The 23963-nt window shown below is 74.2% G+C and carries 18 protein-coding genes; 13 read left to right on the forward strand and 5 right to left on the reverse strand.

Features of this window, described 5'->3' with window-relative positions:
* Positions 1 to 38 precede the first annotated feature (38 nt).
* The 5 genes from ACZ4M5_RS01190 to ACZ4M5_RS01210 all read left to right on the forward strand — a co-directional run bounded on the left by ACZ4M5_RS01190 (position 39) and on the right by ACZ4M5_RS01210 (position 6314).
* Positions 39 to 2501 carry an SWIM zinc finger family protein gene (locus ACZ4M5_RS01190; protein WP_467731775.1) on the forward strand — a complete coding sequence of 821 codons (2463 nt, stop codon included), beginning with the start codon at positions 39 to 41 and terminating at the stop codon, positions 2499 to 2501.
* A 71-nt stretch (positions 2502 to 2572) separates the two neighbouring features.
* Positions 2573 to 3394: an SDR family NAD(P)-dependent oxidoreductase gene (locus ACZ4M5_RS01195; RefSeq protein ID WP_467731777.1), complete on the forward strand. Its 822-nt coding sequence runs from the start codon at positions 2573 to 2575 to the stop codon at positions 3392 to 3394.
* Positions 3395 to 3508: 114 nt separating this feature from the next.
* A complete protein-coding gene (pcaDC, locus tag ACZ4M5_RS01200; protein ID WP_467731779.1) occupies positions 3509 to 4819 on the forward strand; it encodes a bifunctional 3-oxoadipate enol-lactonase/4-carboxymuconolactone decarboxylase PcaDC in 1311 nt (436 codons plus the stop codon).
* Between the two features lie 34 nt (positions 4820 to 4853).
* A complete protein-coding gene (locus ACZ4M5_RS01205) occupies positions 4854 to 5489 on the forward strand; it encodes an MBL fold metallo-hydrolase (RefSeq protein ID WP_467731781.1) in 636 nt (211 codons plus the stop codon).
* A gap of 45 nt (positions 5490 to 5534) precedes the next feature.
* On the forward strand, positions 5535 to 6314 hold the full coding sequence (locus ACZ4M5_RS01210; RefSeq protein WP_467731783.1) for an exodeoxyribonuclease III: 780 nt from the start codon (positions 5535 to 5537) through the stop codon (positions 6312 to 6314).
* A 24-nt stretch (positions 6315 to 6338) separates the two neighbouring features.
* On the opposite strand, the gene ACZ4M5_RS01215 is transcribed toward ACZ4M5_RS01210, so the two are convergent.
* Positions 6339 to 8105, reverse strand: coding sequence for an SGNH/GDSL hydrolase family protein (locus tag ACZ4M5_RS01215; protein WP_467731785.1), 1767 nt, complete (start codon positions 8103 to 8105; stop codon positions 6339 to 6341).
* Between the two features lie 220 nt (positions 8106 to 8325).
* Here ACZ4M5_RS01215 and ACZ4M5_RS01220 point away from each other — a divergent pair, with 220 nt between their 5' ends.
* A complete protein-coding gene (locus tag ACZ4M5_RS01220; protein ID WP_467731787.1) occupies positions 8326 to 8733 on the forward strand; it encodes a DUF6278 family protein in 408 nt (135 codons plus the stop codon).
* Positions 8734 to 8873: 140 nt separating this feature from the next.
* Complete coding sequence (locus ACZ4M5_RS01225) at positions 8874 to 9617, forward strand: amino acid ABC transporter ATP-binding protein (protein ID WP_467731789.1); 744 nt, start codon at positions 8874 to 8876, stop codon at positions 9615 to 9617.
* A 219-nt stretch (positions 9618 to 9836) separates the two neighbouring features.
* Here ACZ4M5_RS01225 and ACZ4M5_RS01230 read toward each other — a convergent pair whose 3' ends face one another.
* Both ACZ4M5_RS01230 and ACZ4M5_RS01235 read right to left on the reverse strand, forming a co-directional pair.
* Positions 9837 to 11405, reverse strand: coding sequence for an alpha/beta fold hydrolase (locus ACZ4M5_RS01230; RefSeq protein WP_467731791.1), 1569 nt, complete (start codon positions 11403 to 11405; stop codon positions 9837 to 9839).
* Between the two features lie 115 nt (positions 11406 to 11520).
* Positions 11521 to 12276 carry a hypothetical protein gene (locus ACZ4M5_RS01235; protein ID WP_467731793.1) on the reverse strand — a complete coding sequence of 252 codons (756 nt, stop codon included), beginning with the start codon at positions 12274 to 12276 and terminating at the stop codon, positions 11521 to 11523.
* 105 nt (positions 12277 to 12381) lie between these two features.
* Here ACZ4M5_RS01235 and ggt point away from each other — a divergent pair, with 105 nt between their 5' ends.
* Positions 12382 to 14181 carry a gamma-glutamyltransferase gene (gene ggt, locus ACZ4M5_RS01240; protein WP_467731795.1) on the forward strand — a complete coding sequence of 600 codons (1800 nt, stop codon included), beginning with the start codon at positions 12382 to 12384 and terminating at the stop codon, positions 14179 to 14181.
* A gap of 49 nt (positions 14182 to 14230) precedes the next feature.
* Here the strand turns inward: ggt and ACZ4M5_RS01245 are convergent, their stop codons facing one another.
* The gene (locus ACZ4M5_RS01245; RefSeq protein WP_467731797.1) at positions 14231 to 16765 is read right to left on the reverse strand and encodes an ATP-dependent Clp protease ATP-binding subunit; all 2535 of its coding nucleotides are present in this window, start codon (positions 16763 to 16765) and stop codon (positions 14231 to 14233) included.
* Between the two features lie 243 nt (positions 16766 to 17008).
* Positions 17009 to 17776 (reverse strand): type I methionyl aminopeptidase, encoded by a 768-nt coding sequence (map, locus tag ACZ4M5_RS01250; protein ID WP_467731799.1) that lies wholly within the window; start codon positions 17774 to 17776, stop codon positions 17009 to 17011.
* Positions 17777 to 17808: 32 nt separating this feature from the next.
* On the opposite strand from map, the gene ACZ4M5_RS01255 reads away from it, so the two are divergent.
* The 5 genes from ACZ4M5_RS01255 (at position 17809) to ACZ4M5_RS01275 (ending at position 23935) form a co-directional block, all read left to right on the forward strand.
* Entirely contained in the window at positions 17809 to 18060 is a 252-nt protein-coding gene (locus tag ACZ4M5_RS01255) for a helix-turn-helix domain-containing protein (RefSeq protein ID WP_467731801.1), read from the forward strand.
* A gap of 106 nt (positions 18061 to 18166) precedes the next feature.
* Entirely contained in the window at positions 18167 to 20011 is a 1845-nt protein-coding gene (locus ACZ4M5_RS01260) for a hypothetical protein (protein ID WP_467731803.1), read from the forward strand.
* Between the two features lie 170 nt (positions 20012 to 20181).
* Positions 20182 to 21024: a nitrilase-related carbon-nitrogen hydrolase gene (locus ACZ4M5_RS01265; protein WP_333934262.1), complete on the forward strand. Its 843-nt coding sequence runs from the start codon at positions 20182 to 20184 to the stop codon at positions 21022 to 21024.
* Positions 21021 to 22307 carry an aspartate aminotransferase family protein gene (locus tag ACZ4M5_RS01270; protein WP_467731806.1) on the forward strand — a complete coding sequence of 429 codons (1287 nt, stop codon included), beginning with the start codon at positions 21021 to 21023 and terminating at the stop codon, positions 22305 to 22307. Before ACZ4M5_RS01265 ends, ACZ4M5_RS01270 begins: the two co-directional genes overlap by 4 nt.
* A 29-nt stretch (positions 22308 to 22336) precedes the next feature.
* Positions 22337 to 23935, forward strand: a complete 1599-nt coding sequence (locus tag ACZ4M5_RS01275; protein ID WP_467731808.1) for a PucR family transcriptional regulator — start codon at positions 22337 to 22339, stop codon at positions 23933 to 23935.
* Positions 23936 to 23963: the final 28 nt, after the last annotated feature.

The following is a 23963-nucleotide window of genomic DNA, read 5'->3' on the forward strand; positions in this document are numbered from 1 at the left end:
CCCCGTCTCGAGCCCGTCACCATCCCGGGGAGCCTGCGGTGAGCGCCCGCCCCGCCGACGAGGCACGCCGGGCCCTGCGGGAGGCACGGGAACGCACGGCCCGGGACCGGGCGGCGACCCAGGACCCGGCCCGGCCCGGCGACACCGACACCGATGCCGACACCGGCGGGGAGAACCGCGGCCCGGCGAACGTGGCGCGCGAGGCGCTGCGGGCGCAGGGGGAGGGTTCGCGGGGGAGTGCGTCGGAAGAGCGGGCCGAGGAGGGCGAGCGGGCCACGTCCGGGCGGGGTGATGAGCCGGCCGGGACGGGGCCGCGTGCGGGGGACGTGGCGCGCGAAGCGCTGCGCGCCGCGCGGGACGAGGCACGCAGGGCCCGGCAGGAGACGGAACGCGAGGGCGCCCGCCGCAGGCGCCGGGCCCGGCAGAGCGCCGTCGACGACAGGGTGGCGGCCGTGCGCCGCGCCCGGACGGACGCCGACGGGCCGGGCACGCGTGACGTGCGGCAGCTGCTGTCCGACGCCTTCCGGATGCCGGACCTGCCGGACCTGCCGGACCTGCCGGACCTGCCGGACCTGCCGGACGTGCCGGACCTGCCGGACCGACCTGACGTGCCGGACGGACGGGAGTCGGACCTCCCACACGGTGACCGGCCGGGTCGAACGGACCGATCAGATCGGCCGGACATGCCGGGCTCACTGGATAAGCCGGGCTCGCCAGATAAGCCGGCCTCGCCGGACAACCCAGGTCAGCCGGACAACCCAGGTCAGCCGGACAACCCAGGTCAGCCGGACAACCCAGGTCAGCCGGACAACGCAGGTCAGCCGGACGACCCAAGTCAGCCGGCCCATCCAGGCCTGCCGGACCATCCAGGCCTGCCGGGCAACCCGGACCTGCCGGTCAACCCGGACGTGCCGGGCAACCCGGTCCCGCCGGACAACCCGGGCCCGCAGTACATGCCGGAGGCCGACGCGGACACCGCGCCCGGGGTAGGCAACGCCTCGGTGCCCCGGGAGACCCACTCCGCTCCCCACCCCGACGACCAGGACGTGCCCGTGCCGCCCGCGGCCCCGGCCTACGCCCGCCCCCACGCGCCGGAAGATCCGCTCACCGGGGGCCGCCCGGCATCGTCCGTCACCGGGCACGCCGCTTCCACCGCTCCCGAGCCGCCGCACACCCGGCCCGGCGCTTCGGTGGGTGCGGCACCCCGGCCCTCCGGCCCGTCCGGGCCGGGCTCGCGCCGCTCCATGGCCGCCCCGAACCGCGACAGCGACCTGCGCCGCACCTTCCCGCCCTTCCCGCCCCGGGAGGGCGAGACGTTCGCCGCGAGCTGGTGGGGCAACGCCTGGGTCACCGCGCTGGAACAGGGCGCGCTGGACGGCAAGCGGCTGGAGCGCGGCCGCGGGTACGCCGAGCAGGGGAACGTCGACGCCATCACGGTGACACCCGGGCTCGTGCTGGCGTACGTGCAGGGCAGCCGCCCGCGCCCGTACCGCGTCCAGGTCAGGCTGCGCACGCTCGGCGACGCCGACTGGGACCGCTTCCTGGACGCCGCAGCCGACCGCCCCGGGCACATCGCGGCGCTGCTCGACAAGGAGATGCCCCAGTCCCTGGCCGACTGCGGGGTACCCCTGCTGCCCGGCCCCGGCGACCTGGAGCCGCACTGCAGCTGTCCCGACCGCGGCCACCCCTGCAAACACGCCGCCGCCCTCTGCTACCAGACGGCCCGGCTGCTCGACGCGGACCCGTTCGTGCTGCTGCTCCTGCGCGGCCGGGGCGAGCGCGAGCTGCTCGACGCGCTGTCCCGGCTGAGTGCCACCCGGGCCGCACGCGCCGCCCAGGACAGGGGCCCGGCGCCGACACCGGGCGTGCGGGCCACCGAGGTCCTCGCGGCCGGCGCCCGCCCGCACCTGCCCGCCCCGCTGCCCGTGCCCCCGCACCCGGAACAGCCCCCGGCGTACCCGGCGTCCCCGGGCGGGCCGGACCCCTTCGCGCTCGACCAGCTCGCCACGGACGCCGCCGCCCGGGCGCACGCCCTGCTCACGACCGGCCGGGACCCGGTCGGGGGGCTGACCTTCTGGCAGGACGCGGTCCGCCTGGCCGCGGCCCGTCCCGGCTCCGGGCTCACCGCGGGCAGCCGGGCGCTGTACTCCTCGCTGGCCTCGGCGGCCGGCCGCTCGGTCGCCGACCTGGCCCGTGCGGTCGCCGCCTGGCGGCAGGGCGGGCCGGAAGGCCTGGCCGTGCTGGAGGAACCGTGGGACCCACCGGCCGGCCGCTTCGACCGGGCCCGGCCGCTGCTCCTCGCCGCGGACCTGCCGGCCTTCCGCCCCTGGCGCAACCACCTGACCCACCCCCGCGGTCACCTCCAGCTCCGCCTGGGCCGGGACGGCCTGTGGTACGCGTACGAGTCCGAGCCGGGCCGCGAGGACTGGTGGCCCAGAGGCACCCCGGACCTGGATCCGGTCGGAGCCCTGACCGGCCTGGGCGCACCGGGCGACGTCTGACGGACGCGAGGTCCGACGGCCCGTCTACGATCGGTCCGTTGCCACGATCCGCACTGAAGGGCTGAACGACCTTGACGGACGAGCGAGTTGTGATCGTCACCGGTGCGGGTTCCGGCATCGGGGAGGCCACCGCCCGACTGTTGCGGGAGGAGGGGCACGAGGTCGTAGCCGGCGGACGCCGGGCCGCGCCGCTGCGGCGTCTGGCCGAGGAGACGGGCGTGCTGGCGTATCCGTCCGACGTGGGCGACCCCGAGGCCGCCGACGGTCTCGTCCGGGCGGCGCTCGACGCCCACGGGCGCGTCGACGGGCTGGTGCTGAACGCGGGCATCGGACGCGGCGGCACGGTCGGGGAGCTGTCGATGGCGGACTGGGACGAGGTGATGCGCACCAACGTCACCGGTCCCCTGCTGCTCCTGCGGGCGGCGATCCCGCATCTGCTGGCGTCACGGGGAGCGGTCGTCGCCGTCGCCTCGGTGTCGGCCCTGCTCAACGGTCCGGGCAACGCCCCGTACGCGGTGTCCAAGGCGGCGCTGCTGCAGCTGTGCCGTTCCGTCGCCGTCGACCACGGCCGTGACGGTGTGCGGGCCAACATCGTGTGCCCGAGCTGGGTCAGGACCGAGATGGCCGACCGCCGCATGGCGCGCTTCGCCGAGGAGGCGGATTTGGGGGAGGGCGGCATCGAGGCGGCCTACCGGGAGGTGACGAGGCCCCTGCCCCTCGGCCGCCCCGGTGAGCCCCGCGAAGTCGCCCGGGCGATCGCCTGGTTGCTCTCGCCCGCGGCGTCCTACGTCAACGGCGCCGTGCTCACCGTCGACGGAGGGGCGACGGCCCTCGACCCGGGAACCCTGGCCTTCGACTACGCCCTCACCCCGCGCGCCGGCACCGGCGGCTGACCGGGCTCGTCCCGGAGCCGGCCGTGCCGTTTCCGCCCCCGTGGCACGATGTGGTCGGTTCGCACACCGGCCCCCGCTGCCGGGGCCCCGACGACGGATGAGAGGCTCGGAAGGGTGAGCGCGACACCACCGAACACCCTGCAATACCGCTGTGACGGGCCGGAGGACGCCCCCGTCCTCATTCTCGGCCCCTCGCTCGGCACGACCTGGCACATGTGGGACCGGCAGATCCCCGAGCTGGCCGGACAGTGGCGGGTCGTCCGGTTCGACCTGCCGGGGCACGGCGGCGCACCGGCGTACCCGGCGGACTCGGTCGGCGACCTCACCACCCGGCTGCTGGCCACCCTCGACGGGCTCGGCGTGCAGCGCTTCGGCTACGCGGGCTGCGCGCTCGGCGGCGCCCTCGGTATCGAGCTGGCCCTGCGCCACCCCGAACGGCTCGCCTCCCTCGCACTGATCGCGGCCTCCCCGCGCTTCGGCACCGCCGACGAGTTCCGGCAGCGGGGCGTGATCGTGCGCACCAACGGCCTCGACCCCATCGCCCGCACCGCGCCGGAGCGCTGGTTCACCGGCGGGTTCGCCGCCGCGCAGCCCGCGATCACCGAGTGGGCCGTGCAGATGGTCCGCACCACCGACCCCGGCTGCTACATCGCCGCCTGCGAGGCCCTCGCCTCGTTCGACGTGCGGCCCGAGCTGGGGCGGATCGGCGTGCCCACGCTCGTCCTGGTCGGCTCGGACGACCAGATCACCGGGCCCGCCGAGGCGCGCACCCTGGTGGCGGGCATCCCGGACGCGCGTCTCGCGGTCGTCCCCGGCGCCTCCCACCTGGTGCCGGTCGAACAGCCGGCGGCCGTCACCGATCTGCTGGTCAGGCACTTCTCCACCGCCTGGCAGCCCGCCTTCGAGACCTCCACCGGGCAGACGGCCCTGCCCACGGCCGCCGCCCTCCGCCCGGTCGTGTCCGCCGCCCCGCCGCAGCCCGCGCAGACCGGCCCGATCGCCGAGATCGCCCCGGCCGCAGCGGCCCCCCAGGAGCAGGGCCGGCCCGACCCCTACGACGCGGGGATCAAGGTGCGCCGCGAGGTCCTGGGCGACGCGCACGTCGACCGGGCGCTGGCGGAAGCGGACGAGTTCTCCGGCGACTTCCAGGAACTCCTCACCCGCTACGCCTGGGGCGAGGTCTGGGACCGCCCGGGTCTGGACCGCCGCACCCGCAGCTGCGTCACCCTCACCGCCCTGGTCGCCGGCGGCCACCTCGACGAACTGGCCGTCCACGTCCGGGCCGCCCTGCGCAACGGCCTCACCCCGGGTGAGATCAGGGAAGTGCTGCTCCAGGCGGCCGTCTACTGCGGTGTGCCCGCGGCCAACCGCGCGTTCAAGGTCGCCCAGCAGGTCGTCCGCGAGGAGACCACCCCCCAGGAGTGACCTCCCGCGGGGGCCCGGAGGCAGGATGGAGAGCATGAAGCTCACGAAGAAGACGCACGCCTGCGTCCGCCTCGAGAAGGACGGCCGGAGTCTCGTCCTGGACCCCGGAGGCTTCACCGAGGCGGACGCGGCACTCGGCGCGGACGCGATCCTCGTCACCCACGAGCACCCCGACCACTTCGACGAGGCCCGGTTGCGCGCGGCGATGGAGGCGGACCCGGGCACCGAGATCTGGACGCTGAAGTCCGTCGCGGACAAGCTTGCCCCGGCGTTCCCCGGCCGCGTCCACACCGTCGGCCACGGCGACACCTTCACCGCCGCCGGGTTCGACGTCGAGGTGCACGGCGAACTGCACGCCGTGATCCACCCGGACATCCCGCGCATCACCAACGTCGGCTACCTCGTCGACGGCGGCACGGTCTTCCACCCCGGCGACGCCCTGACCGTGCCCGGCCGACCGGTCGAGACGCTGCTGCTGCCCGTCATGGCCCCCTGGAACAAGATCTCCGAGGTCATCGACTACGTCCGCGAGGTGCGCCCGCAGCGCGCCTACGACGTCCACGACGCCCTGCTCACCGACCTGGCCCGCCCCATCTACGACCGGCAGATCGGGCAGCTCGGCGGCTCGGAGCACCTGCGGCTGGCGCCCGGGGAGTCGGCCGAGGTCTGACGGGGCCGGGCGGCGTTGTCGTACCCGCCGGGTAGGTTGTGGGGCATGCGCATCGCCACCTGGAACGTGAACTCGATCACCGCCCGCCTGCCGCGGCTCCTGGCCTGGCTGGAGAGCAGCGGCACGGACGTGCTGTGCCTCCAGGAGGCCAAGGTCTCCGAGGAGCAGTTCCCGTCCGGGCAGCTGCGCGAGCTGGGCTACGAGTCGGCGGTCCACGCCACCGGCCGGTGGAACGGGGTGGCGGTGCTCTCGCGCGTCGGCATCGAGGACGTCGTGAAGGGTCTGCCCGGCGACCCGGGTTTCGACGGCTCGGTGGAGCCCCGCGCGATCGCGGCGACCTGCGGCCCGGTCCGCGTCTGGTCGGTCTACGTGCCGAACGGCCGCGAGGTGGACCACCCGCACTACGCCTACAAGCTCCAGTGGCTGGAGGCCCTCAAGGCCGCCGTCGCCGGTGACGCCGCGGGCAGCCGTCCCTTCGCCGTGATGGGCGACTACAACGTGGCGCCGACCGACGACGACGTCTTCGACCGGGCCGTCTTCGAGGGCTCCACCCACGTCACCCCGGCGGAGCGCGCCGCCCTCGCGTCCCTGCGCGAGGCGGGCCTGTCGGACGTGGTCCCGCGCCCCCTGAAGTACGACCAGCCCTTCACGTACTGGGACTACCGCCAGCTCGCCTTCCCCAAGAACCGCGGCATGCGCATCGACCTGGTGTACGCGAACGCGCCGTTCGCCAAGGCCGTCGGCGACGCGTACGTGGACCGCGAGGAGCGCAAGGGCAAGGGCGCCTCGGACCACGCACCGGTCGTGGTGGACCTGGACGTCTAGGACCTCTCCCGCGGCAGGACCGGCCTACGGCCGCAGCAGCCCGAGGTCGACGGAGTCCGCCAGGGCCGCCAGGCCCGTGTCGCCGGGATGCAGGTGGTCCCCGCTGTCGTACGCGGGCAGCAGCCGGGACGGGCGCGCGGGATCGCGCACGACGGCGTCGAAGTCGAGCACGCCGTCGAAGACCCCGCCGCGGCGGATCCACCGGTTCACCGCCAGCCGCTCGGCGTCCACGGCGGCCGTGCAGCGTGCCTCGCCGCCGCAGGGCAGGATCGTCGCCGCGAGCATCCGCACCCCCCGGGCGCGCCCCCGGTCCGCGAGCTCGCGCAGCCCGGCGATCACCTGCTCCGCGGAGGTGCCCCACCGCAGGTCGTTGACGCCCTCGAAGACGACGGCCGTCCGGACCGACGGCTGGGCGAGGACGTCCCGGTCGAAGCGGTGCAGGGCGCTCACCCCGGCGGCGTCCGTGGACACCCCGTCACCCGGATACCGGTCACCGGTCACGCGGTTGCCCGAGATGCCCTGGTTCAGCACGCCGTAGCGCGGCACGGCGTGCTGCCGCAGCAGCCGGCCGGCCAGCACGTCGGGCCAGCGCCGGTTCGCGTCCGCGGTGGACCTCTCACCGTCGGTGATCGAGTCCCCGAACAGCACCACGGACCCGGGGCCGCCGCTCACGTCCACACCTGCCAGCAGCGGCCAGTAGGTGACCTCCGAGGTGTACGCCCCCGCCGAGCCGTCCGCCGTGTGGTCCCCGGGCTCGCTGACGTAGGACCGTTGCCGCGCGAGCCGATGCACGGGCGCCGCCGTGACCGTGCCCGGCAGGTGGAGACTGACCAGCAGGTTGGCGCCGGCCGGGACGGTGAACCGCAGCGGATCGCTGTACGCCTGCGCCCCGGCGGGGATCCGCACACCGGCCGCACCGCCGAAGGCCAGCCGCGCCGGTGCGCCCCGCGGGACGGCGCCCGACGCCCGCACGGCCACCGTCGCCCCGCCGATCCTCACCGGCGCCGCGGCGAAGGTGTTGTCGAACCGCACCCTCACCCGGGAGCCGCCCGCCGAGGTGTGCACCACCAGCCGCAGCGTGCGGTCCGTCCAGGGGCCGCCCGCGCCGTAGCCGCCCGTGGAGGTGCCCCAGCTGCCGGTCCAGCCCAGTGCGGCCGTCCGGACCGACAGCGCGAAGACGTGCAGCCCGGACGCGCGCGGCAGTCGCACCGAGGAGACCGCCCGCCCGGGGATCAGCGGGACGGTGACGGCGTACAGCCGTGCGCGCTCGGTGAGCCGGCCGGCGGGCGTGTTGATGTGCGGAAGGGCCACCGCCTTCGTGGCGAGCGGCCCGGTGCGCCAGTCGGGCGCGGTCAGCCGGTAGCCGGACCGCGTGCCGTCGGCGTACGCGACCGTGCCCGCCCCGCCCACCGGCCGGCCGGCGGTGCCCGCGACCAGGAAGGCGAGGGCGTCGCCCCGGCCGCCGAGCCGGACGTCCTGCCCGGCCGCGCGCACGTTGTCCGGCTCCCCGGGCCGCCGCTTCGGCCAGGTCAGCCGGGCTCCCTGGACGGTCAGGGCGCGGCCGGGCGTCCAGCCCGCCGCCGTCAGGTCACGCGCCGACAGGGAGGCCCCGGAGCCGTCGAAGTCGGCCGCCGCGGGCCGGCTGTCGTCGCTGACGGTACGGTTGTCGAAGAGCCGCTCCAGCGGCACGGGCACGGCCCGCCCCGCTTCGGCGGCCCGCGCCGAGACGGCGGGGACCAACGACCCGCACAAGGTGAGGACCACCAGGATCCCCCGGACGGCACGGCGCACGGCAGGCACCTCCCGCTCATCGGCTCAGGGCACGACAGGACGAAACGCACGGACGAACTGAAGGTGTAACGACGCACGGGGCGCAAGGCGCACGGTGAACGTAGGGAGACGTGCGGGACTCGTCAACGCGCGTCACGGGCACCGGGTTCGACCATGGCCGGAACCGGCGGGTCCGCGCGCCCTGTGGTGCGTACGGCGGTACGAATGACACGCTGGACGTATGAACATCCCTTTCCTGGGCCACCGGCGCCGGAAGGCCGGGTTCCCCGATCCGGCAGGCATCGCGGAGCTGCTTGCCGAGTGCGAACTGCTCCGCAACCAGGCGGCCCGGGCGGGGGTCGCACTGGACGACTCGGTGGCCTCGCTGGAGGCACTGGACCAACTGGTCCCGGGCTGGCGGGACGACGAGGAGACCCTGTCCTGGCTGGGCAACGACGCCGGGCTGTACCTGGGCACCGTCATCGTGCGCACCGTGACGGGGGCCGCCTGGGAGTTCCGCTCCGACGGGCAGCCCGTCGTACGGCTGGCCTCCGGCCGGGAGTTCGACGTGGTGGACTCCGGGCACGAGTGGGCCGCGCACGGCGTGCCCGAGCTGTCGCAGCTGTACGCGGAGGTGGCCGAGTCGTGAGCGCCGCGGCCCCGGGCCTCGGCCCGAAGTACGGCGTAAATACGGCTAATGATCGACAGGTGCGTGTCGCCCCGCGTGCCCGATCCGGCCTGGATACGTTGCGGCAACCACCACACAGCTGAGAGTGAGTAGGGCTGAGTATGGCCGTCGATCCGCTGATCGAGCTGCGTGACGTCAACAAGCACTTCGGGGACCTGCACGTCCTGCAGGACATCAACCTCACCGTGGGCCGGGGGGAGGTCGTCGTCGTCATCGGCCCGTCCGGATCGGGCAAGTCCACGCTGTGCCGGGCGATCAACCGCCTGGAGACCGTCGAGTCCGGGGAGATCGTGCTCGACGGGCAGCCGCTGCCCGAGGAGGGCAAACCCCTGGCGCGACTGCGCGCCGATGTCGGCATGGTCTTCCAGTCGTTCAACCTCTTCGCCCACAAGACCGTGCTGCAGAACGTCTCCCTGGGGCAGGTCAAGGTCCGCGGCCGCAAGAAGGAGGACGCCGACCGCCGCTCGCACGAACTGCTCGACCGGGTCGGCGTCGCCGACCAGGCGGACAAGTACCCGGCGCAGCTCTCCGGAGGCCAGCAGCAGCGCGTGGCCATCGCCCGTGCCCTGGCCATGGAGCCCAAGGCCATGCTCTTCGACGAGCCGACCTCGGCCCTCGACCCGGAGATGATCAACGAGGTGCTGGAGGTCATGCGGCAACTCGCGCAGGAGGGCATGACGATGATCGTCGTCACGCACGAGATGGGCTTCGCCCGGTCCGCCGCCAACCGAGTCGTGTTCATGTCCGACGGCCGCATCGTGGAGGACCGCACGCCCGACGAGTTCTTCACGAACCCCAGCAGCGACCGCGCCAAGGACTTCCTTTCCAAGATCCTCAAGCACTGACCGGCCGGGCACCGGACGGTTCCCCGCGGGGGACCTCGACTACGATGTGCCCTTCATCCCTGTCGGAGAGGGGGACTTCGAACGCCGCCGATCCCGTCCGGGGTGACCGGACCGCCCGCCCGGTCCGCGGGGGCCCGCACCGGGTGCGGCCCCTCGCGGACCGCAGGCCACGGGGGCGGCGGTTCACATCGGCCATGCTCGTCCGGCGGCAGCCGGAGATCACTGCTCGCGCAGCGGGACCGACACGTACGACGGGTCGTTCGCAGGCGAGGAGAAGGTCAGCTGCGCGCCGGACGGGTTGTGCTCGATGTAGAGCGGGTCGACCGTGTCGACGACCAGGGCGAGGCGATGCCCGGCCGGGACGTCGTAGGCCGTGGAGTACAGCTCCAGGTCGACGCCGAACGGCTTCCCGGGGGTGCGCCCGTGGAAGGTGTACGGCGCGTGGGAGACCAGCTTGCCGAGGCCGAGCGGCCCCACGTCGTACAGGTACGCGACGAGGGTGCCGCTCTCCTTGGTCGGGGTGAGGGTCGTGTGCAACCGGGCCGTTCCCCGCACCTGTTGCGCCGCTGCGTACTTCTCGGACTGCCACACGGCGGCCCAGCGGCGGGGGAGCAGGGGGATGGAGGCCATCGGGGGCAGCTGGGCCACCTGGTCGAGGATGCTGGACAGGAAGACGACCCCGCCGTCCGCACCGGAGTTGACGTCGGCCCGGATCGTCCGGGAGTTCGCGAGGGCGATCTTCCGCTCGGTCGCGCCGGCCGACTTCCAGTCCGGATACCCCTCGTAGGCGCCCTGCGAGCGGGACTTGAGCTGTACGGGCGCCTCGCGGTCGATGCCGTTGTCCTCGCCGCGCAAGTAGTGGTCGAACCAGCGCGCGGTGTTCGCCCACACGTCGTTGGGCAGCCCGAACAGGCCGGTCAGTTCGGCGGTCGCGTGGTCGCCGGGTCGCATCTCCAGCCGCTTGGGGCCGGTGAGCTTCTCGTAGAAGTCGGCGTACTGGTTGGGCGGGAAGACCGAGTCGCCCCAGGCGTTGGCCAGCATGATCGCGGCGCCGTTGCGGTTGATGCGGTCGACGTAGGTGACAGCGGAACGTTTCTTCCCCCAGGCGATGAGGTCCGGTTCCTTCGCCAGGTTGGAGCTGTAGAAGTCGTCGAAGACGGTGCGCAGTTCGGCACCCTGACGGCCCGTGACGATGCTCGCGCCGTCCAGCAGTGCGGCCGCCTGCAGGTGCTGCGTGCGCCCGGCGTAGATGGACCCGATGAGGTCGGCCCAGCCGCTCAGCGAGGCGACGGCCCTGACCCGCTCGTCGTGCGCGGCGGTGAGCAGGCTGATGCCGGCGCCGTAGGAGACGCCGGCCATGCCCACGTGCGCGGGGTCGGCGGGGGTGTGGGCGAGGGCCCAGTCGATGACCTTGGAGGCGTCGGCGACGTCGGGCGGGCCGGCCACCTCGATCTCGCCGCCCGACTGCCAGAAGCCGCGCACGTTGTAGGTGACCACGACGTACCCGGAGTCGGCGAGCTTCTGGGCCTGCGCCAGGTACTCGATCTGCGGCAGGCCCCAGCTGGTGGGCATGACGAGCAGGGGGTACCGGCCGGTGGCCCCCGCCTGCGAGGGGGTCACGACGTTGGCCTTGAGGACGGTGCCGCCCTCGCCCGCGATGTCGACGAAGCGGACGGGCTGCGGCGCCGCCTGGGCGGTGGGGGCGAATCCGAGGGCGGTACCGGCGACGAGGGTCGCCGAGACGGCGCCTACGGCGGTGGTGCGCAGGGCCTTGCGGTGGGGTCCCACGGTCACTCCTCACTCGTGTCAGTGCAAAGTGACCGAACGGTAACCTCGGGGCTTTACCAGAGGTAACCCGTCGGTAAGTTACGTGCCAGTAACGATTGTTGATAAGTGGAGGACTTCAGGAGGCGCGGTGTCCGTTGCGTGGAGCCGCGGCGGGCTGCGGTGTCTGCGCCGCCCGCGTCACGTCCGCCACCAGTTCGACCACGTCCGGTCCGTAGGCCTGCGAGTTGATCACCTTGAGCAGCAGCACGAAGGAGCTGTCGCCGTACTTGCGGGCCAGCTGCTCGTAGTTGCGGGCGAGGTAGCGCGTGGTGGCCTGGTTGGTGATCGCGCTCTGGCCGCAGAAGAGGAACACCGGGCGGGTGTTCTGGCTGCGCTCCGCGGTGAGCCGGGCGAGCAGCGCGAACTCCTCGCGGCCGCCGTCCATCCGGTAGTGCTCCTGCCCCACCAGGAACGAGCCGCGGTCCGGGCCGGGTTCGGCGTCCACGTTCACCCGGACCCCGGGCAGCAGGGAGGACAGGTGCGCGGCCATGCGGCGGTTGGAGGCCGGACCGCCGACGCAGAACTCGGTGCGCTCGCCGAAGCCCTGGCGGGCCGTGTCGTGCGGGAGGATCTGCGCGTGCGCGTTGCAGTCCTTGATCAGCGCGGCCAGCTCCAGCAGCGCGAACACGTCGTAGCGCATCACCGCGAATTCCGGCCCCCCGGCGTTGCGGTTGACCACCAGCAGGGACTCGGAGTTGTCGGGCAGCCCGAAGAACCCCTGCTTGCGGCGCAGCCGGCGCTTGTACAGGTAGGTGCGGGCCACCCAGCCGAGCGCGGCGCTGATGCCGGCCGCTATCACGCCCAGGACGATGTTGCGCACGTCGTCATTCATGGGCGCGCATGGTAGCGGGCCCGACGCACCGGTGTTCGACGCCTGCCTGACGCGGCCATGTCGATGAATTAAGCTGCGCGGACTGTTCTTTGCCTGGAGGTGCGGATGCGTCGCCCTGTCGCACGGAATCTGACGGTCCTGGCGGTCTCGGCCGCCGTGGTGGCTTCGCTGGGAGCGGCCGCGCCCCCCGCCGCCCACAGCTCCGGGGATCAGAAGACGCCCCTCGCCGTCGGTTACGGCGGCGCCGTCTCCAGCGTCGACCCGGACGCCTCCGCCGCCGGCATCGAGGTGCTGCGCAAGGGCGGCAACGCCGTCGACGCGGCCGTCGCCACGGCCGCCGCGCTCGGCGTCACCGAGCCGTACTCCGCCGGGATCGGCGGCGGCGGCTACTTCGTCCACTACGACGCCCGGTCCCGCACGGTGCGCACCATCGACGGCCGCGAGACCGCGCCGCTGAGCGCCGACGAGAAGCTGTTCACCGAGAACGGCAAGCCGATCCCCTTCGCCGAGGCCGTCAGCAGCGGTCTGAGCGTCGGCACGCCCGGCACGCCCGCCACCTGGCAGGCGGCCCTCGACCGGTGGGGCAGCAAGCGGCTGTCCACCGTCCTGAAGCCGGCCGAACGGCTCGCCCGCGACGGATTCACCGTCGACGAGACCTTCCGCTCGCAGACGGCGTCCAACGAGACGCGCTTCCGCTACTTCCCGGACACCGCCGAGCTGTTCCTGCCGGGCGGACGGCTGCCGGTGGTGGGCTCCACCTTCAAGAACCCGGACCTGGCCCGCACGTACGCCGAGCTGGCCCGCAAGGGCGTCGGCTCGCTCTACCACGGCCGGCTCGGGCGGGAGATCGCCCACACGGTCAACAAGCCGCCGGTGGACCCCGCTTCGGGCTGGAACGCCCGGCCGGGCGACCTGTCCGCCAAGGACCTGGCGGAGTACCGGCTGCGTTTCCAGGCGCCCAGCAAGACCTCGTACCGCGGTCTCGGCGTCTACTCCATGGCGCCGTCCTCCTCCGGTGGCACCACGGTCGGCGAGGCGCTCAACATCCTGGAGCGCACCGACCTGTCCAAGGCGAGCAAGGCGCGGTACCTGCACCGCTACATCGAGGCGAGCCGGATCGCGTTCGCGGACCGGGGCCGCTGGGTGGGGGACCCCGCCTTCGAGGACGTGCCGACGAAGGAACTGCTCTCGCAGCGGTTCGCCGACTCGCGCGGCTGCCTCATCAAGGACGACGCGGTGCTCACCAGCCCCGTGGCGCCGGGCGATCCGCGCCGGCCCCAGCGGTGCGACGCCGGCGGCACCGCGGCGCCCACGACCTACGAGGGCGACAGCACCACGCACCTGACCGTGGCCGACAAGTGGGGCAACGTCGTCTCCTACACCCTCACCATCGAGCAGACCGGCGGCAGCGGGATCACCGTGCCGGGGCGGGGCTTCCTCCTCAACAACGAGCTGACGGACTTCTCCTTCAGCCCGGCCAGCCCCGCCGTGCACGACCCGAACCTGCCCGGCCCGGGCAAGCGTCCGCGCTCCTCGATGTCGCCGACGATCGTCCTCGACCGGCACGGCCGGCCCGTGGTCGCCCTGGGGTCCCCGGGCGGGGCGACGATCATCACGACGGTGCTGCAGACGCTCACCGGGTTCCTCGACCGCGGGCTGCCGCTCGTCGACGCGATCGCCGCGCCCCGGGCCAGTCAGCGCAACGCGGCCCAGACCGAACTGGAACCGGGGCTCGACAGCGGGGTCAGGAAGCAACTCGAGGCGATCGGGCACTCCTTCAAGGCGAACCCGGAGATCGGCGCCGCGACGGGCGTCCAGCGGCTGCCGGACGGGAAGTGGCTGGCGGCCGCCGAGACCGTGCGGCGCGGTGGGGGATCGGCGATGGTGGTGCGGCCCGCGCGCTGAGTCGCCGGGCGCGGGCGCGTGGGGGCTGCTCGCGCAGCTCCCCGCGCCCCTAGGACGGCGTTGCCGGACTCTGCGTCTCGAAGGCCAGGTGGCCGTCCCTCACGTCCACCGTCACCCCACCGCCCTGGTCGACCCGGCCGTCCAGCAACAGCCGGGACAGCTCGTTGTCGACCTCGCGCTGGATCGTGCGGCGCAGCGGGCGGGCGCCGTACTCCGGCTGGTAGCCGCGCTCGGCCAGCCACTGGACGGCCCGGTCGGTGAAGGTGACGGTGACGCCCTTGTCCCGGACGAGGGAGCGGGTGCGGTCCAGCAGCAGGTCGGTGATCCGGCGCAGTTGCTCCGTACTGAGCTGGCGGAACACGACGATCTCGTCGATGCGGTTGAGGAACTCCGGGCGGAAGTGCTCGCGCAGCGGACGCAGGATCTGCTCCCGGCGGGCCTCCTCGTCGGCGTCGGCGCCGCCCGAGGCGAAGCCCAGGGTGGCGCCGCGGCGGGTGATCGCCTCCGAACCGAGGTTGCTGGTCATCACGATGACGGTGTTGGTGAAGTCCACCGTGCGGCCCTGGGAGTCGGTCAGCCGCCCGTCGTCGAGCACCTGGAGCAGGATGTTGAACACGTCCGGGTGCGCCTTCTCGACCTCGTCGAGCAGCAGCAGCGAGTACGGGTGGCGCCGTACGACCTCGGTGAGCTGGCCGGCCTCCTCGTGGCCGACGTATCCGGGCGGGGCGCCGACCAGCCGGCTGACGGTGTGACGCTCCTGGTACTCGCTCATGTCCAGCCGGACCATGCGGTCCTCGCTGCCGAACAGCGCCTCGGCGAGCGCCCGGGCCAGTTCGGTCTTGCCGACGCCGGTCGGGCCGAGGAACAGGAAGCTGCCGATCGGGCGGTCGGGCGCGGCGAGGCCCGCCCGGGAGCGCAGCACCGCGTCCGCGACGACCCGCACCGCCTCGTCCTGGCCGACGACCCGCTGGTGCAGGTGCTCCGCCAGGCCCAACAGGCGCTCCTTCTCCTCCTGGGTGAGGCTGCTGACCGGGATGCCGGTCTGCCGCGACACGACCTCGGCGATCGCCTCGGCCCCGACCACCAGGTCCTGGCCCTCGTCGACCTCGCCGTCGCCGCCGGCCTCGGTGATGCGCTGCTTCAGCTCGACGATCCGGTCCCGCAACTGCGTGGCCTGCTCGTACTGTTCGTCCGCGACCGCCTGGTCCTTGTCCCGGGTCAGCTGCTCCAGCTCCCGCTCCAAGGTCCGCACGTCCGTGCCCTTGGTCCGGGCCCGCAGCCGCACCCGCGCACCGGCCTGGTCGATCAGGTCGATGGCCTTGTCGGGCAGCCGGCGGTCGGTGAGGTAGCGGTCGGACAGCTCCACGGCCGCGACCAGCGCGTCGTCGGTGTAGCGGACCTGGTGGTGGGCCTCGTAGCGGTCCTGCAGGCCGCGCAGGATCTCCAGGGCGTCCGCGGGCGTCGGCTCGGGCACCATGATCGGCTGGAAACGCCGGGCCAGCGCCGCGTCCTTCTCGATACGGCGGTACTCCTCCAGTGTGGTGGCGCCCACGATGTGCAGTTCGCCCCGGGCCAGCGCGGGCTTGAGGATGTTCCCGGCGTCCATGGAACCGCCGTCGCCACCCCCGGCCCCGGCGCCCACGACCGTGTGCAGCTCGTCGATGAAGATGATCAACTGGTCGGAGTGGGCGCGGATCTCACCCACGATGTTGTTCATCCGTTCCTCGAAGTCACCCCGGTAGCGGGTGCCCGCGACCACGCCCGTCAGGTCCAGGGCGACCACCCGGCGCCCGATCAGCACGTCGGGCACGTCCGCCTCGGAGATGCGCTGCGCCAGCCCCTCCACGATGGCGGTCTTGCCCACGCCCGCGTCGCCGATGAGGACCGGGTTGTTCTTGCCGCGGCGGGAGAGGACCTCGACGGTCTGCTCGATCTCCTCGTCCCGGCCGATCACCGGGTCGATGCGGCCCTGCCGGGCCAGTTCCGTCAGGTCGCGGCCGTACTTGTCGAGGGTCGGCGTGTTGGTGGGCCGGGGCCGCTCGGCCTGGGGTGCCTCCGGCGCCTCGGCGGGCTCGGTCGGGGCGAAGCGGGCCGCGTTCAGGATGTGCCCGGCGGCGGAGTCCGGGTTCGAGGCCAGGGCGCTGAGCACGTGCTCCGGGCCGATGTAGCCGTAGCCCCGGGCCCGGGCCATGTCGTGCGCGTCCAGCAGGGCCCGCTTGGCGGCCGGGGTGAGGGACAGCGCGGTGGGGGGCGGGGCGTCGTCCGGGGTGTGCTGGGCCGGGCCCGACCGCTCGTCGATCTGCGACGCGAGCGAGTCGGGGTTGGCGCCGGCCTTGGTGAGGAGGGTCCGGGTGGGCTCGGTGGCGAGCGCCGCCCGCAGCAGGTGCTGGGTGTCCAGGTCCCGGCTGCCGTGCTCGGCGGCGTACTGGGCGGCGCCGCGCACGAGCTCCCGGGCCGGCTGGCTCAGCAGCCGGCCGAGATCGATCTGCCGGGGCCCCGGACGCGGTCCGCCGAAGAAGCGTGCGAGGAATTCTCCGAAGGGGTCCGAGCCGTAGCCCTCCGGGCTGGTGAAGCCGCTGCTCATGGGCCTTCCGTTCCCGGCGTCCCCGGCGCCCGGGCGGGGGACGCCCTCACTGGTCGACGTGCCGGGGTCGGGTAACCCGGGTGGCAGCCCGTTACACCTGGGGCGCGCTCGTAGAACACCTTCGCACGATCGCCGACGAGGGGCACCTTGCGGGATGAACCGGGGTGAAAGGGGCGCTGCCGGCGGGCGATCAGCGCGGTCAGCGGGCAGTCAGCGGGCGATCAGCCGGTGGTCAGCCGGTGGTCAGCGGGCGGTCAGGATCCTCGGGCCGGAGTCCGTGATGGCCACCGTGTGCTCCGCGTGGGCGGCGCGGGAGCCGTCGTTCGTCTTCAGCGTCCAGCCGTCGGGAGCCGCGTGGTAGTGGTCCGTGCCGCCCGCGACGACCATGGGCTCGATCGCCAGCACCATGCCGTGCCGCAGGCGCATGCCGCGGCCCGGGCGGCCCTCGTTCGGGACCCCGGGGTCCTCGTGCATCCGCCGCCCGATGCCGTGGCCGCCGAAGCCGTCGGGGATGCCGTAACCCGCGGCGCGGCAGACCGTGCCGATCGCGTGCGCGATGTCGCCGATGCGGTTGCCGACCACGGCGGCCTCGATGCCGGCCGCGAGCGCCCGCTCGGCGGTCTCGATCAGGCGCAGGTCGGCCGGGCGCGGGGTGCCGACGACGAAGCTGAGCGCCGAGTCGCCGACCCAGCCGCCCAGTTCGGCGCCGAAGTCGAGGGACACGAGGTCGCCGTCGCGCAGCGGGTCGCGGGTCGGGACGCCGTGCACGATCGCGTCGTTGACCGAGACGCACAGGACGGCGGGGAACGGGGTCGGCGCGAAGGACGGCCGGTAGCCGAGGAACGGCGAGGACGCGCCCGCCTCGCGCAGGACGTCGTGCGCCACCTCGTCGAGTTCCAGCGGGGTCACGCCCACGCCGGCGGCCTTCCGCGCGGCCGTCAGCGCGCGGGCGACGACCTGGCCCGCCTCGTACATGGCGTCGATCGATGTGTCTGTCTTCAGCTCCACCATGCCAATTACTATACCGGTATTAGAATGGGGGCATGGTGCGCACCCCTCTCACCCCCGAAGAGCGCGAACGCGGCGAGCGGCTGGGCCGGCTGCTGCGTGAGGCGCGTGGCGAGCGGAGCATGACGGAGATCGCGGCGAGCGCCGGGATCTCCGCCGAGACCCTCCGCAAGATCGAGACCGGACGGGCCCCGACCCCGGCCTTCTTCACGGTGGCCGCCCTGGCCGGGGTCCTCGGGCTGTCGATGGACCAACTGGTCGGGCAGTGTTCGCCGGTGCCCGTCTGAGCCGCCCCGGGGTCAGCCGCCCCGCAGCGGAAAACTCTCCGTAGCGCCGCCGTAACACGACTGGTGTTGCCTACGGGGCGGAGTGCTCCGGTCGGGCGGGGGTGGGATGATGACGGCGGAACAACTCCCCGGCGCGGTGCGGGAGTTCGCGAACCACCTGGACGGGCTGCTGGCCCGTCTCGACCCTCACGGCGGCTGGTGCGCGGTGTTCTGGCAGCGCGACCCCGAGGGCATGCGGGCCTGCCTCGACGGGCGCGAGGTGCCTCCCTGGGACGTGGTCGACTCGCTGCTGGGGGATCTCGCCGCGAGGTACGGGCCGGACGCGGCGGCCGGGGAGAGCGCACGGCTGCGCGCCCTGCACACGGCCGCGTTACGCGCCTGCGACAGCGTCCCGGGCGCCCGGGACGCCCTGCACCACCGTCTCGACGTGCTGCTCCGCGCACAGCGCGCCGCCGCCGAACGCCGGGCCGCCCTCGCCCGCAGGCTGGCCGCGGCCCCCACGCGCGACCTGGCCGACGCCCTCGCCCGGGACCTGGCCTGGGCCGAGGACGACCACGACCGCGCCGACGCCCGCTGCGAGGAACTGCGCGCGCGCATGACCGCCGCGGGGCTGCACGACGGGACCGAGCCGCCCGGAGCGGCCGACGCGACCGCGAGGGCCGGGGGCGAGGCGGCCGGGACCGAGGGCGCAGGGGTGTACCCGCACGGCCGGGGCGCGCAGACCGGGGACGCAGGGGTGTATGCGCAGGCCGGGGGCGCGGCGGCCGGGGCCGGGGGTGTGTATGCGCACGGCTGGGTCGCGCAGGCCGGGCCCACGGGCGTGTATCCGCACGGCCGGGGCGCGCAGGCCGGGGCCGCAGGGGTGCATGCGCAGGCCGGGGGCGAGGTGGACGGGTCTGCTGGGGTGTATCCGCACGGCCGGGTCGCGCAGGCCGGGGCCGCAGGGGTGCATGCGCAGGCCGGGGGCGACGTGGACGGGTCTGCTGGGGTGTATCCGCACGGCCGGGTTGCGCAGGCCGGGGCAGCGGGGGTGTATGCGCAGGCCGGGGGCGAGGCGGCCGGGCCTGCCGGCGTGTACCCGCACGGCCAGGGCGCGCAAGCGGGGGCCGCGGGGGTGCATGCGCACGGCGGGGGCGGACCGGACGAGGGTTCCGGGGGTGGGGACGGTGCGCGGCGTCCGCGGGGCTCGTCGGCCGGGGCCGGGCGCGAGGACCGGCCCCGTAGGCGGCGGCGCGGCAGCGCGCGCTTCGCCGGGATGGCCGAGGCCGAGGACGAGGCCGTCGCCGTGGCGGACGCCGCCGGACCGGGGCTAGCGCCTACCGGCCCGGCCGGCGCCCGCACACCCCGCGGGGCCCGCTTCGCCGGGGTCGTGGCGGAGGACCTCGCCGAACCCCGGCAGAAGGCGGAGGAGGAGGTCCCCCCGGGCGCGCGGGAGGAGGCCGGGGAGGTCGCGGCCGCACTGGCCCGGCTGCGCGGCGAGGGGCGGAGCGGGCAGGCGCACGCCCTGCTGGCCGAGGCCGCCCACGCGGACCCCGTCCGCCTGCCCCTGCTCGCCGACGAACTCCACCGGGCCGGGCTGGACGCCGACTGGCAGACCCTGCTGTGGGAGGCCGCCTGCCTGCCCGCCGGGCGGCTGGTCGCCGCCGCGGACGCGCTGACCGCGGCCGGACGGACCGAGGACGGCCGGCAGGTCCTGCGGCAGGGCGTCGCCCGCCCACCGGGCGAGATCGGCCGGGCGGTGCTGGGCCTGCTCGACGCGGGCCGGGACCGCGAGGCGCGCGCACTGCTGGACACCTACGTCAGGGTCCGCACCCCCGAGGAGACCGCCCAGTGCGCCGAGCCCGGTCCCCGGCGCCTCGTGCCGCTGCTGCTCCGGGCCGCCGGAGCCGTGTCGGACCAGCGGCGCCGCGACGTCGCGACCGCCCTGCGCGCCGCCGGATCACCCGCTTGACCGGCGCCGGCCCGCATACGGCCACTCACCCACAGGGGTGCGAATCGCGCTCCGCCCCGCGGGTTGGCGACGATGGTCTTGGCAAGCCCGTGCCGGAGGCTTACGTTCGTGGCTCTACGGCCCGCTTCTACGGGCGTAGAGGCGCAGACGTCGCGTCGAAGGAGCAGCTCATGGCCAACGTCGTACGTGCCGCTCTGGTCCAGGCCACCTGGACCGGCGACACCGAGTCCATGGTGGCGAAACACGAGGAGCACGCCCGCGAGGCGGCCCGCCGGGGCGCGAAGATCATCGGGTTCCAGGAAGTCTTCAACAGCCCCTACTTCTGCCAGGTCGAGGAGCCGGAGCACTACCGCTGGGCCGAGCCCGTCCCCGACGGGCCGACGGTGCGGCGGATGCGGGCGCTCGCCCGCGAGACCGGCATGGTGATCGTCGCGCCGGTGTTCGAGGCCGAGCAGCCGGGCTTCTACTACAACACCGCCGCCGTGATCGACGCCGACGGCACCTACCTCGGCAAGTACCGCAAGCACCACATCCCGCAGCTCAAGGGCTTCCGCGAGAAGTTCTACTTCAAGCCCGGCAACCTCGGCTGGCCCGTCTTCGACACCGCCGCCGGCAAGGTCGGGGTGTACATCTGCTACGACCGCCACTTCCCCGAGGGCTGGCGCCAGCTCGGCCTGGCGGGGGCCCAGCTGGTCTACAACCCCTCCGCCACCCACCGCAGTCTCTCCTCGCACCTGTGGCGCCTGGAGCAGCCCGCGGCGGCCGTCGCCAACGGCTACTACATCGCCGCGATCAACCGCGTCGGCCAGGAGGAGTACGGCGACAACGACTTCTACGGCACGAGCTACTTCGTCGACCCGCGCGGGCAGTTCGTCGGGGACGTCGCCAGCGACAGCGCGGAGGAGCTCGTGGTCCGGGACATCGACCTCGACCTCATCGAAGAGGTGCGGCAGACCTGGGCCTTCTACCGCGACCGCCGCCCCGACGCCTACGAAGGGCTGGTGCAGCCGTGACCCACGACCTGCTGGGCCGCCACCGGGCCGTGCTCCCTGACTGGCTCGCCCTCTACTACGAGGAGCCCCTCGAGATCACCCACGGCGAGGGCCGCCACGTCTGGGACGCCGAGGGCAACCGCTACCTCGACTTCTTCGGCGGCATCCTCACCACCATGACCGCGCACGCGCTGCCCGAGGTGACCAAGGCGGTGAGCGAGCAGGCCGGGCGGATCATCCACTCCTCGACCCTGTACCTCAACCGCCCGATGGTCGAACTGGCCGAGCGCATCGCACAGGTGAGCGGCATCCCGGACGCCCGGGTCTTCTTCACCACGTCCGGCACCGAGGCCAACGACACCGCCCTGCTGCTCGCCACGGCCTACCGGCGCAGCAACACGATCCTCGCGATGCGCAACAGCTACCACGGCCGCTCCTTCAGCGCCGTGGGCATCACCGGCAACCGCGGCTGGTCCCCGACCTCGCTGTCCCCGCTGCAGACGCTGTACGTCCACGGCGGGGTGCGCACCCGCGGCCCGTTCGCCTCCCTGGGCGACGCCGACTTCATCGAGGCCTGCGTCGACGACCTGAAGGACCTGCTCGGCCACACCCGCGCGCCGGCGGCGCTGATCGCCGAGCCCATCCAGGGCGTCGGCGGCTTCACCTCCCCGCCGGACGGGCTCTACGCGGCGTTCCGCGAGGTGCTGCACGAACGCGGCATCCTGTGGATCGCCGACGAGGTGCAGACCGGCTGGGGCCGCACCGGCGAGCACTTCTGGGGCTGGCAGGCGCACGGGCAGAACGGGCCGCCCGACATCATGACCTTCGCCAAGGGCATCGGCAACGGGATGTCCGTCGGCGGGGTCGTCGCCCGCTCCGAGATCATGAACTGCCTGGACTCCAACAGCATCTCCACCTTCGGCGGCACCCAGGTCACCATGGCGGCGGGCCTCGCCAACCTCACCTACCTGCTGGAGCACGACCTCCAGGGCAACGCCCGGCGGGTGGGCGGTCTGCTCGTCGAGCGGCTGCGCTCGGCCGCCGCCCAGGTCCCGGCCGTACGCGAGGTGCGCGGGCGCGGCCTGATGATCGGCATCGAGATCACCCGGCCCGGCACCGACGAGGCCGACCCGAAGGCCGCCGCGGCGGTGCTGGAGGCGGCCCGGGAGGGCGGACTGCTGATCGGCAAGGGAGGCGGCCACGACACCAGCGTGCTGCGCGTCGCCCCGCCGCTGTCCCTGAACGTCGCGGAGGCCGAGGAGGGCGCCGCGATCCTGGAGAACGCTCTGAGGACCATCCGGTAGAGATGGACTGAACCAGGGGAGCCGTCGCCATGACCATCACCTCGGACGCCCCGGAACCGGCCCTGTCGGTCCGGCAGGTCCTCGCCCTGGAGCGGGTCCTCGCCGGGGAGCCCGAGGTGGTGGCCGGGGCGAGCCACCTCGACCGGCCCGTGCGCTGGGTGCACGTCGCCGAGGCAGCCGACGTCGGTGTGATGCTCAGCGGCGGCGAGATGGTCCTCACCACCGGCGTGCTGCTCGCCGGGGACGAGGACAGGCAGGCCGAGTACGTCCGCTCCCTGCACCGGGCGGAGGCCGCCGCCGTCGTCCTCGGCCTGGGCCGGGCCTTCCCCGCGGCCCCCGACGTGATGCGCCGGGCCGCCGACCGGTGCGGACTGCCGATGGTCGTCCTGCACCGGCCCTTCCCCTTCGCCGAACTGACCGAAGAGGTCCAGTCCCGCCTGGTGCGGCGCAAGTTCGCCGCCGTCAGCCTCTCGGAGGCCGTGCGCACCGGACTCACCGCCCTGATCACCGCGGGCGCGCCCCTGCAGCGCCTGCTCGACGAGGTCGCCCGGCACAGCGCCTGCCCGGTCGTCGTCACCAACCTCGCCCACCGCGTCCTCGGCACGGCGGGGGAGCGGCCCGCGGTGGACGACGTGCTGCGCGACTGGGAGCGCATCGCCCGCCAGGCAGGGGGGCACCACCCCGGCCGTTCGGGCACGGGGACGGGCAGCGAGAGTGACGGCTGGATCCGGGCCGAACTGGGCGGGCGCGGGGAGCGCTGGGGCCGGATCGTGCTGTGCGGCTACCGCGGCGACACCGCCACCGGACGGCTGCTGGCCGACCGCGCCGCCGAGGCCCTCGTCCTGCACCGCATGCTCGGCGGCGGCGCGGGGTGCTCCTGGGAGCAGCAGTCCGCGCAGGGGCTGCTGACCGACCTGGTCGGTGGGGTCGTACCGGCGCGGCAACTGCTGCCCCGGGCGCGGGCGGCCGGACTGCCGGTCAACCGGCGGACGTTCGTGCCGCTGGTGGTGCCCGGCGGCGACCCCGCCCGGCTCGAACGGCTGCTGCGGCTGCTGGGCCTGAGCGGGCTGGTCGCCGAACTGGCCGCCGGGGCCACCGCCGTGCTGCTCAGCGTGCCCCGCGACCAGGACGCCGCCGCACTCGCCGCGCACTTCGCCGCCCGGCTGCGCACGGAGACCGGTCCGGAGCGCCGGGTCGTCGCCGCGGCCGCGCCCCGGACCGCCTGGGAGGACGTGCCCGGCGGACTGCGCGAGGCGCAGCACGTCGCGGACGCCGTCGCCGACTCCGTCTCCGCCCTCGACCTCCCCCCGGTCGTCCGCCTCCGGGACGTCCACCTGCGGGGGCTGATCCGCCTCCTGCGCGACGACCCGCACGTGCAGTCCTTCGCGGAACGGGAGCTGGACGGGCTGCTGGGCGAGAACGACGAGGACCTGCTCCCCGTGCTGCGGACCTACCTCGCCACCGGCCGCAACAAGTCCCGCACGGCCCAGCTCCACCACGTCTCCCGGCCCGCCCTCTACCGCCGCCTGGAGGCGATACAGGCGCGCCTCGGGGTGGACCTGGACGACTTCGAGCAGGCCGCCTCCGTGCACATCGCGCTCCTCGCACACGACGCGCAACAGCAGTGAAACGAGCCACCACATGGGGAAACGGAGG

Source organism: Streptomyces sp. NPDC026246 (genome assembly GCF_055567995.1).

Coding starts and splice junctions, on each gene's coding strand:
- ACZ4M5_RS01275 (WP_467731808.1), top strand. CDS start 22,337: ATGACCATCACCTCGGACGCCCCGGAACCGGCCCTGTCGGTCCGGCAG.
- ACZ4M5_RS01225 (WP_467731789.1), top strand. CDS start 8,874: ATGGCCGTCGATCCGCTGATCGAGCTGCGTGACGTCAACAAGCACTTC.
- ACZ4M5_RS01210 (WP_467731783.1), top strand. CDS start 5,535: ATGCGCATCGCCACCTGGAACGTGAACTCGATCACCGCCCGCCTGCCG.
- ACZ4M5_RS01205 (WP_467731781.1), top strand. CDS start 4,854: ATGAAGCTCACGAAGAAGACGCACGCCTGCGTCCGCCTCGAGAAGGAC.
- ACZ4M5_RS01265 (WP_333934262.1), top strand. CDS start 20,182: ATGGCCAACGTCGTACGTGCCGCTCTGGTCCAGGCCACCTGGACCGGC.
- ACZ4M5_RS01255 (WP_467731801.1), top strand. CDS start 17,809: ATGGTGCGCACCCCTCTCACCCCCGAAGAGCGCGAACGCGGCGAGCGG.
- ACZ4M5_RS01220 (WP_467731787.1), top strand. CDS start 8,326: ATGAACATCCCTTTCCTGGGCCACCGGCGCCGGAAGGCCGGGTTCCCC.
- ACZ4M5_RS01260 (WP_467731803.1), top strand. CDS start 18,167: ATGATGACGGCGGAACAACTCCCCGGCGCGGTGCGGGAGTTCGCGAAC.
- map (WP_467731799.1), bottom strand. CDS start 17,776: ATGGTGGAGCTGAAGACAGACACATCGATCGACGCCATGTACGAGGCG.
- ACZ4M5_RS01235 (WP_467731793.1), bottom strand. CDS start 12,276: ATGAATGACGACGTGCGCAACATCGTCCTGGGCGTGATAGCGGCCGGC.
- ggt (WP_467731795.1), top strand. CDS start 12,382: ATGCGTCGCCCTGTCGCACGGAATCTGACGGTCCTGGCGGTCTCGGCC.
- ACZ4M5_RS01245 (WP_467731797.1), bottom strand. CDS start 16,765: ATGAGCAGCGGCTTCACCAGCCCGGAGGGCTACGGCTCGGACCCCTTC.